Source organism: Pseudomonas fluorescens (assembly GCF_902497625.1).
Classification (GTDB): domain Bacteria; phylum Pseudomonadota; class Gammaproteobacteria; order Pseudomonadales; family Pseudomonadaceae; genus Aquipseudomonas; species Aquipseudomonas fluorescens_BQ.
Window position 1 is genome coordinate 1 of record NZ_CABVGX010000079.1, and the last position, 7,849, is coordinate 7,849.

Consider the following 7,849-nt stretch of genomic DNA (forward strand, 5'->3'; position numbering starts at 1 on the left):
GCCGAACAGCCGCCACCTGCGGCCAGGCCTTCCAGGCATCGAGCTGCGCCTGATCGCTGGCCAGGATCACCTGCGGATCACGCAGCAGCACCGCTTCGACGCTGATCTGCGGCGCGGGCAGCGTCAGGTCGGCAAACACATTGCGCGCACCGCAAACCTGCAACGCATCGCTGATGATCTGTCCGCCACCGACGGTATACAGTGGCCGATCCCAAACCTGATAAAACACCCGTAGAGGCTGATCGCGTCTGTAGCGTTCGCGCAATGACTCGAGGCGCTGACGCAAAGCCGCAGCCAGGGAAATACCACGTTCGGCGCGACCAAGTTGTACGGCAATCGCTTCGATATGCTCGGTCAGTTGATCAAGGTTGTGCGGTTCGGCGACGTAAGTAGGAATGTTCAAACGCTTGAGCTGCTCACGCTGGGCCGGGCCGACACTGTCGGGCCACAGCAGCAGCAGATCGGGCCGCAGGCTGAGCAGTTGTTCCATGTCCAACTGACCATAACGGCCTACAGTGGGCAGGCCTTGCAGTTCGGCTGGACGCTCGCCGGCGTCCAACACACCCACCAGCAGATCGGCAGACCCCAGTTCTACAACGATTTCGGAGAGAGACGGTGCGAGGCTGACGACCCGCTCGACGGCATGCGCCGAAGCGCCCAAGGCAAGCAGCAGAATCGCCAGCCCACTGCGGAGCATCAAGCGAGTTGACGCGGGATACGGTAGAGGTAGAACAGCACGGCGGTGGACAGCGCCAGCAACATCAGCGGCACTGCTTCCAGCCCGACAAATACCGCGAGGGCGCCGATCCACGCGGGCAGCCCGGCAGCGATAAACGCCGCTCGGCGTTTGGCAGCCAGGGCGATCCAGGCGGCAGGTTCTTCAGGGGTGTCGAGGGCTTTTTGCGTGGCGATCAGGCCGTGTTTATAGCCACCAAAAAACTTCAGGCTGACAAACATCGAAGCCATACCGGCAATGAACATCGGCATGGCCAATACTGGCAGGATCGCCTCGCTCTGACCGAATACTCCGTTGATCACGAATAACGGCAACAGGGCCAGCGCCAGATATTGCCACCAACTGACGGACAGCCGGCGCCGCACCTGACCGCGAGTCACGCGCGGTCTACCTCGCCTTGGTGCTCGTTGCCCATCATATGGTCGAGCTTGCTGGCCTTGGTCGCCAGGTAGAGTTTGTTGTGCGGATTATGTCCGGTGTGCAGCGGCACGCGCTCGGCAACGACGATGCCCATGTCAGTCAGCGCTTTGACCTTGCGCGGGTTGTTGGTCATCAGGCGCAAGGATTTCACCCCCAGGTGCTGCAACATCGGCAGACACATGGCGTAATCTCGCTGATCAGCGGCAAACCCCAGACGCTCATTGGCTTCGACGGTATCGGCGCCGCCATCCTGCAATTCATACGCACGGATCTTGTTCAGCAAACCAATGCCGCGGCCTTCCTGGCGCAGATAGAGCAATACGCCCCGGCCCTCGCGAGCAATCGCCTGCAGGGCGGCTTCCAGCTGTGAACCACAATCGCAACGCTGGCTGAACAAGGCATCGCCCGTCAAGCATTCGGAATGCAAACGGCCCAGTACTGGCGCACCGTCGTCGAATTCACCCAGGCTCAGAACCACATGCTCGCGCCCGTTCTCCTCATCGAGAAAACCGTGCATGGTGAATTGCGCAAAAGGCGTTGGCAGCTTGGAAGCGGCGACAAAAACGACAGGCACCAGTGTGCTCCTGATCTATAGTTCGCAGAGACGGCATTGTAACAGCAGGTTCCAGCAGACGCTCAGGCTGAATTGTTGGGCATAACGATCGAGAATCTGGATACAGCGCGCCCGGACAGCCATCCGTGGGAGCGAGCCTGCTCGCGATAACGGTGCGTGAGGCAACTCATACGGCGCTGGATGATCGTAATCGCGAGCAAGCTTGCTCCTGCCGCGATCGTCGCAATATGCGAAAAATTGTTCAATCCGAATCGAATGGGTATGGCTGCTTCCAGCGCTTGAAGATTGGCTTAAGTTCGCCACTTTTTACCAGATGTTCCATGCGCTGATCGAACAGCGCCATGAGCTTTCGCGCGCGGGGCGTGTTGGCGAAGCACAGGTAAAGCGGCAATTCGGCGATGTGCGTCCGGCGGAACTGGGCAGGATCCTTGGCACCACGGACAATAAATTCGATTTCACTCAGCGCATCGATGTAATAGTCGGCGCGATCATGCGTCAGCATCGACAGGATTCCAGTGCGCCGCACGACTTCGTTGTAGCGAGTGACGTTCGGCAGATAGTCCTGATAGTCGTAGCCGCGGACCCAGGCCAGGCGGTAGTTGCCCAGCGTTTCCCGAGTCGGCGCGGGGTTGGCGGCCAGCCCTAGCGCGTAGATGTGGTCGGTATCGAAATTCCATCGCGGATAGAGCAGATCGTCGACCTCATCGTGATACCCGCCCACGCAGGCATCTACTTCGCCGCGTTGTGCCAGACCGATGGAGCGGGTGTAGGGAACGGTGCGAATATCGAGCTTGACCCCGACCGGTTCGAAAACCTGCCGCAAAACATCCCAGCCCAGGCCATGCCCGTCTGGTGCGGTGTAATTCTCCCATTCTTCACTGGCGAGGTGGATCACCGACGGCATCGGCGTCTCAGCCGCCAAGGCGATCGAGCCGAACATCGCGAACATCATCCCGGCCAGCCAGCGTCGAGCCATCCTTAGTCCCCTGTCTCGCCCGTCAGGCGAAAATCCACACCAACCCCTGCATGGCGGCCCATGCAAATACCCCGGCCAATACGTCATCGAGCATGATCCCGACGCCACCGTGCACGTGCCGGTCGATCCAGTGAATCGGCCACGGCTTGAGAATGTCGAAAAAACGGAACACAACAAAACCCGCGAGCAACCAATACCAGCCTTCCGGCACCAGCCACAAAGTGATCCACATTCCGACCATTTCGTCCCAGACGATGCCTTCGTGGTCGTGTACCCGCAGATCGTCGGCCACCTTGCCGCACAGCCAGAAGCCGAACAGCATGGTGATGCCCAGCATCAGCCAGTATCCCCAGTCGGGCAACATCTGCCATAACGGGATGAAGGGTAGCGCAACTAATGAGCCCCAGGTGCCAGGGGCTTTGGGCAAGGTGCCCGAGCCGAAGCCGAAGGCGATGAAATGCCATGGGTTGCGCCAGACCGACGGCGGTACGAATTCCGCAGGAACCTGATTGGGATGATCTGTCACGGTGTCTCCCGAAAATGTTGGTAGCCCCGGGTTTGCGGGGTGATGTCCTTACCGTGTGGATCGAGCAGCACGACCCCTTGCCCCGCTACGACGTGCCCGACCACGTGAATGGGCCACCCATCTGCCATCAGCGTCTTCAACTCGACGGACGGCAAGGTGAACGCCAGCACGTAGTCGTCGCCGCCGCTCAGGGCAGCAGTCTCCGCGCCAGCCAGGCCGAGGAAAGCCACTAAAGAGTTCGACAGCGGCAATCGGGCCCGTTCAACTTGAATGCCGACCTTCGACGCCAGCGCTATATGGCCACAGTCGGCGAGCAGACCATCAGAGATATCCATAGCTGCCGTTGCCTTGCCACGGAGCGCTTGGCCGAGGCCGAGTTGCGGCTGCGGCGACCAGTAATGCGCCAACAGCGGCTCGGCGATTTCAGCTGCGGCCGCTCGCTGCCCCAGCACCAGCGGCAACGCGCCGGCGGCATTGCCCAGTTCACCACCGACACAGAGCAGGTCACCCGGCTGCGCACCGCTGCGAATCAATGCCTGACCGCTGGGCACCCGCCCAAACACGGTCAGGGTCAGGCTCAACGGCCCGCGTGTAGTATCGCCGCCCACCAGTGCCACTCCGCAACGCTGCGCCATCAGGTTCAAACCCCGGGCGTACGCTTGCAACCAATCGGCAGTCACCGTCGGCAGTGTCAGGGCAAGGGTAAAGGCGACAGGCGTGGCACCCATGGCCGCCAGGTCACTGACGGCGACGGCTAGCGAGCGCTGACCGAGCAAAAACGGGTCGCAGGGATCTGCGAAATGCACACCGGCCACGAGCGTGTCGGTGGATACGGCAAGCTGCTCCCCAGCGGGAACAGCCAGCAAGGCGCAATCATCGCCGATTCCCAGGGCAACGCCTTCGCCGCCTTGCGCACAGGGAGCGGCGGCGAAGAAATTGCGGATCAGCTCAAACTCGCCCATTGGGTATCAAGCGCAGATCAGCGCTTGAACGCCTTCACTTCAGCTTCACGCAGACGCGGGGCCAACTTGTCGAGCACGCCATTGACGAACTTGTGGCCGTCAGTGGAACCGAACACTTTGGCCAGTTCGATACCTTCGTTGATCACCACGCGGTAAGGCACATCGACGCGCTCGAGCAGTTCCCAGGTCGACAGGCGCAGAACGGCCAGTTCAACCGGGTCGAGCTCCTCGATGGTCAAGTCCAGGCAAGGCTTGAGTGCGGCATCGATCCTGTCTTTCTGCGCCGGAACACCGTGCAGGATTTCGCGGAAGTAGGCACCGTCGACATCGCTGAAATCGTTATCGACCCGGAACTGCGCTTCGATCTCGTTCAGCGACTGCTTGGCCATGTGCCATTGGTACAGCGCCTGGGTCGCGAGCTGACGGGCTTCGCGGCGCTTGACGCTTTTCGATGGCTTGCCGGCATCCGCAGGCTTTGGATCGCGCGGGTTGAAACGATCGCTGTCGTCGTTAATCACTTGGCCTCCAACTGCGCCAGCAGGCTGACCATTTCCAGAGCGGACAGGGCCGCTTCGGCACCTTTGTTGCCAGCCTTGGTGCCGGAACGTTCGATGGCTTGCTCGATGGAGTCAACGGTCAGCACGCCAAATGCGACCGGCACGCCGAATTCCATGGACACCTGAGCCAGGCCCTTGGTGCACTCGCCTGCTACGTATTCGAAGTGCGGAGTACCGCCACGAATGACCGCGCCAAGGGCGATGATGGCTGCGAACTCGCCTTTCTGAGCGACTTTCTGCGCAACCAGCGGGATTTCGAAGGCGCCAGGGGCGCGGATGATGGTGATGTCGCTTTCGCTCACGCCATGGCGAACCAGGGCATCAACTGCACCGCTGACCAGGCTTTCAACCACAAAACTGTTGAAACGGCCTACTACCAGAGCGTAGCGGCCTTGAGGGGCGATGAAGGTACCTTCGATGGTCTTCAGGGTCATTCGTTAGTTCTCTTAAAGAGCCGGGACGCGTTATCTACGCATCCCTCAGTGAATTTTTGAACCGCGAATCAGGTCCGGTACGACCGGTCATTATTCGGAGGGCACGTATTCTACAACTTCCAGATCGAAACCGGATATCGCATTAAATTTCATTGGCGCACTCATGAGGCGCATTTTGCGCACACCCAGGTCGCGAAGAATCTGCGAACCGGCACCGACGATGCTGTAGGTGGTGGGTTTTTTCACCGGTGCATGATCAGCGGTTTCACGGATATGCGCGAGCAACACGTCGCCATCCAGCGGGTGGCCCAGCAGCAACACCACGCCGCTGCCGGCCTCGGCCACGGCAGCCATGGCGGCACGCAGGCTCCAGCGGCCCGGTTGCTTGACCATCAACAGGTCGCGCAGCGGGTCCATGTTGTGCACGCGCACCAGCGTAGGTTCTTCGGCGCACACGTTGCCCAGGGTCAGGGCCATGTGCACGTCGCCTTCCACGGAATCACGATAGGTCACCAGGTTGAATTGGCCCAGTTCGCTGTCCAGCGGCTGCTCGGCAATCCGCTGAACGGTACGTTCGTGGATCATCCGGTAGTGAATCAGGTCGGCGATGGTTCCGATCTTGATGTTGTGTTCGGCCGCAAAAGCTTCAAGCTCGGTGCGACGGGACATGGTGCCGTCGTCGTTCATCACCTCACAGATGACGCCGCTCGGCTCGAAACCGGCCATGCGGGCCAGGTCACAGGCTGCTTCAGTGTGACCGGCACGTGCGAGGGTGCCGCCGGCCTGGGCCATCAGCGGGAAAATATGGCCAGGGCTGACGATGTCTTCGGCCTTGGCATCTTTGGCCGCAGCAGCCTGCACGGTGCGCGCACGGTCCGCCGCGGAGATGCCAGTGGTGACGCCAGTGGCAGCTTCAATCGACACGGTGAACTTGGTGCCGAACCCGGAACCGTTGCGCGGCGCCATGAGTGGCAGCTTCAACAACTCGCAGCGCTCGCGGCTCATCGGCATGCAGATCAGACCACGGGCATGCTTGGCCATGAAGTTGATGTGTTCGGCCTGGCAGCATTCGGCGGCCATGATCAGGTCGCCTTCGTTCTCGCGGTCTTCGTCATCCATGAGGATGACCATCTTGCCTTGGCGGATGTCTTCGACCAGTTCTTCGATGCTATTGAGCGCCACAAGGCACCCCCCTTCTTTCAAAAATTGAGCTTCAGGATTTGAGGTAGCCGTTGGCGGCCAGAAAGCTTTCAGTAATGTTGCCAGACTTTGCCGGCTCCGCGGCCTTGTCGCCCAACAACAGGCGCTCGAGATAACGCGCCAGCAGGTCGACTTCCAGGTTGACCCGGCGACCTGGCTGGTAGGCCGCCATGATGGTTTCGCTGAGGGTGTGCGGAATGATCGTCAGCTGGAACTCGGCGCCATCGACCGCGTTCACGGTCAGGCTCGTGCCATCAACGGTGATCGAGCCTTTATGGGCGATGTATTTTGCCAGTTCTTTTGGCGCACGAATGCGAAACTCCACGGCGCGTGCATTCTCGGTTCGGGCAACCACTTCACCGACGCCATCCACGTGACCGCTGACCAGGTGCCCGCCAAGGCGAGTGGTCGGTGTCAGGGCTTTTTCCAGGTTGACCGGGCTGCCACTTTTCAAATCGTTCATGGCAGTGCAATCAAGGGTTTCGCGGCTGACGTCGGCAGCAAAACCGTTGCCTGGCAACTCGACGGCCGTCAGGCAGACGCCGTTGACAGCGATGCTGTCGCCCAGTTTGACGTCGCTCAGATCGAGCTTGCCGGTTTCTACGTGAACTCGCACATCTCCGCCTTTAGGGGTCAATGCGCGAATGCTGCCGATGGATTCGATAATGCCGGTAAACATGGAGTCCTCCTCGAGAACAGGGCCGTCGCGTGGCGCAGGCCAGGAATTATACGCCGGCAGTCGACGAAGGAATGGCAGTGACTCGCCAGTCATCGCCAACCGCGCGGATTTCGGTAATTTTGAGCTCGGGGGCGTCTTTCATCTGCGCCATTGGCCAGTCGAGCAGTGGACGTGCCGATGAGCCGAGAAACTTGCCGGCGATGAATATCTGGAATTCGTCCACCAGGCCTTGCTGGGCAAAAGCACCGGCAAGACGCGGGCCGGCTTCGACCAGAACTTCGTTGACCCCGCGATGGGCGAGTTGGACCAGCAACTTGCGCAGGTCGACCAAGCCATCCTCGCCGGCCACGATGAGGCACTCCGGGCCGTTGGCGTACTGTTCTTCAACGGCCATACAGGTCGCGACCAGTGCGGGGCCGGCCTTGAAGAACGGCGCATCCAGCGGCACGCGCAGACGGCCGTCGATCAACACCCGCAGCGGCGGGCGACTCATGACCAACGCCGTTTGCTCTGCGTCCAGGCCCAGCTCGTCCGCGCGTACGGTCAACCGGGCGTTGTCCGCCAGCACCGTGTCGGCGCCGGTGAGCACCACGCTGGCCTGAGCACGCAAGCGTTGCACCGCCGAGCGCGCCGCCGGGCCAGTGATCCATTGGCTCTCGCCGCTTTCCATCGCCGTACGGCCGTCGAGACTCATGGCCAACTTCACCCGCACAAACGGCAAGCCGTGTTCCATGCGTTTGAGAAAGCCTTCGTTGAGCTTGCGCGCCTCGCCTTCCAGCACGCCG

Annotated in this window: 11 protein-coding genes; all 11 read right to left on the reverse strand. The window is 60.9% G+C overall.

From position 1 onward, the window contains the following. A partial coding sequence (locus F8N12_RS26795; protein ID WP_150583069.1) for a helical backbone metal receptor occupies positions 1-697 on the reverse strand: 697 nt, incomplete at its 3' end. Further along, positions 697-1,116, reverse strand: coding sequence for an MFS transporter (locus F8N12_RS26800; RefSeq protein WP_150583070.1), 420 nt, complete (start codon positions 1,114-1,116; stop codon positions 697-699). The genes F8N12_RS26800 and F8N12_RS26795, both read right to left, overlap by 1 nt. Continuing rightward, on the reverse strand, positions 1,113-1,730 hold the full coding sequence (ribA, locus tag F8N12_RS26805) for a GTP cyclohydrolase II (RefSeq protein WP_028624318.1): 618 nt from the start codon (positions 1,728-1,730) through the stop codon (positions 1,113-1,115). Before ribA ends, F8N12_RS26800 begins: the two co-directional genes overlap by 4 nt. Positions 1,731-1,971: 241 nt before the next feature. Beyond that, positions 1,972-2,706 carry a substrate-binding periplasmic protein gene (locus F8N12_RS26810; RefSeq protein WP_150583071.1) on the reverse strand — a complete coding sequence of 245 codons (735 nt, stop codon included), beginning with the start codon at positions 2,704-2,706 and terminating at the stop codon, positions 1,972-1,974. Between the two features lie 22 nt (positions 2,707-2,728). After that, positions 2,729-3,232 (reverse strand): phosphatidylglycerophosphatase A, encoded by a 504-nt coding sequence (locus F8N12_RS26815; protein WP_150583072.1) that lies wholly within the window; start codon positions 3,230-3,232, stop codon positions 2,729-2,731. After that, the gene (gene thiL / locus F8N12_RS26820; protein WP_150583073.1) at positions 3,229-4,194 is read right to left on the reverse strand and encodes a thiamine-phosphate kinase; all 966 of its coding nucleotides are present in this window, start codon (positions 4,192-4,194) and stop codon (positions 3,229-3,231) included. Before thiL ends, F8N12_RS26815 begins: the two co-directional genes overlap by 4 nt. Positions 4,195-4,211: 17 nt before the next feature. Further along, positions 4,212-4,712 carry a transcription antitermination factor NusB gene (nusB, locus tag F8N12_RS26825; protein ID WP_150583074.1) on the reverse strand — a complete coding sequence of 167 codons (501 nt, stop codon included), beginning with the start codon at positions 4,710-4,712 and terminating at the stop codon, positions 4,212-4,214. Then, on the reverse strand, positions 4,709-5,185 hold the full coding sequence (gene ribE, locus F8N12_RS26830; protein ID WP_028624323.1) for a 6,7-dimethyl-8-ribityllumazine synthase: 477 nt from the start codon (positions 5,183-5,185) through the stop codon (positions 4,709-4,711). The genes nusB and ribE overlap by 4 nt, the downstream gene beginning before the upstream one ends. Positions 5,186-5,275: 90 nt before the next feature. After that, positions 5,276-6,367, reverse strand: coding sequence for a bifunctional 3,4-dihydroxy-2-butanone-4-phosphate synthase/GTP cyclohydrolase II (gene ribBA, locus F8N12_RS26835; protein ID WP_150583075.1), 1,092 nt, complete (start codon positions 6,365-6,367; stop codon positions 5,276-5,278). A 31-nt stretch (positions 6,368-6,398) separates the two neighbouring features. Then, positions 6,399-7,064: a riboflavin synthase gene (locus F8N12_RS26840; RefSeq protein WP_150583076.1), complete on the reverse strand. Its 666-nt coding sequence runs from the start codon at positions 7,062-7,064 to the stop codon at positions 6,399-6,401. Positions 7,065-7,110: 46 nt separating this feature from the next. After that, the coding region (gene ribD / locus F8N12_RS26845; RefSeq protein WP_150583077.1) for a bifunctional diaminohydroxyphosphoribosylaminopyrimidine deaminase/5-amino-6-(5-phosphoribosylamino)uracil reductase RibD at positions 7,111-7,849 on the reverse strand (739 nt) is incomplete at its 5' end.

What these genes read in the sequence shown, in the direction of transcription:
- F8N12_RS26810 (WP_150583071.1), bottom strand. Translation starts at nt 2,706, where the DNA reads ATGGCTCGACGCTGGCTGGCCGGGATGATGTTCGCGATGTTCGGCTCG.
- F8N12_RS26840 (WP_150583076.1), bottom strand. Translation starts at nt 7,064, where the DNA reads ATGTTTACCGGCATTATCGAATCCATCGGCAGCATTCGCGCATTGACC.
- ribE (WP_028624323.1), bottom strand. Translation starts at nt 5,185, where the DNA reads ATGACCCTGAAGACCATCGAAGGTACCTTCATCGCCCCTCAAGGCCGC.
- thiL (WP_150583073.1), bottom strand. Translation starts at nt 4,194, where the DNA reads ATGGGCGAGTTTGAGCTGATCCGCAATTTCTTCGCCGCCGCTCCCTGT.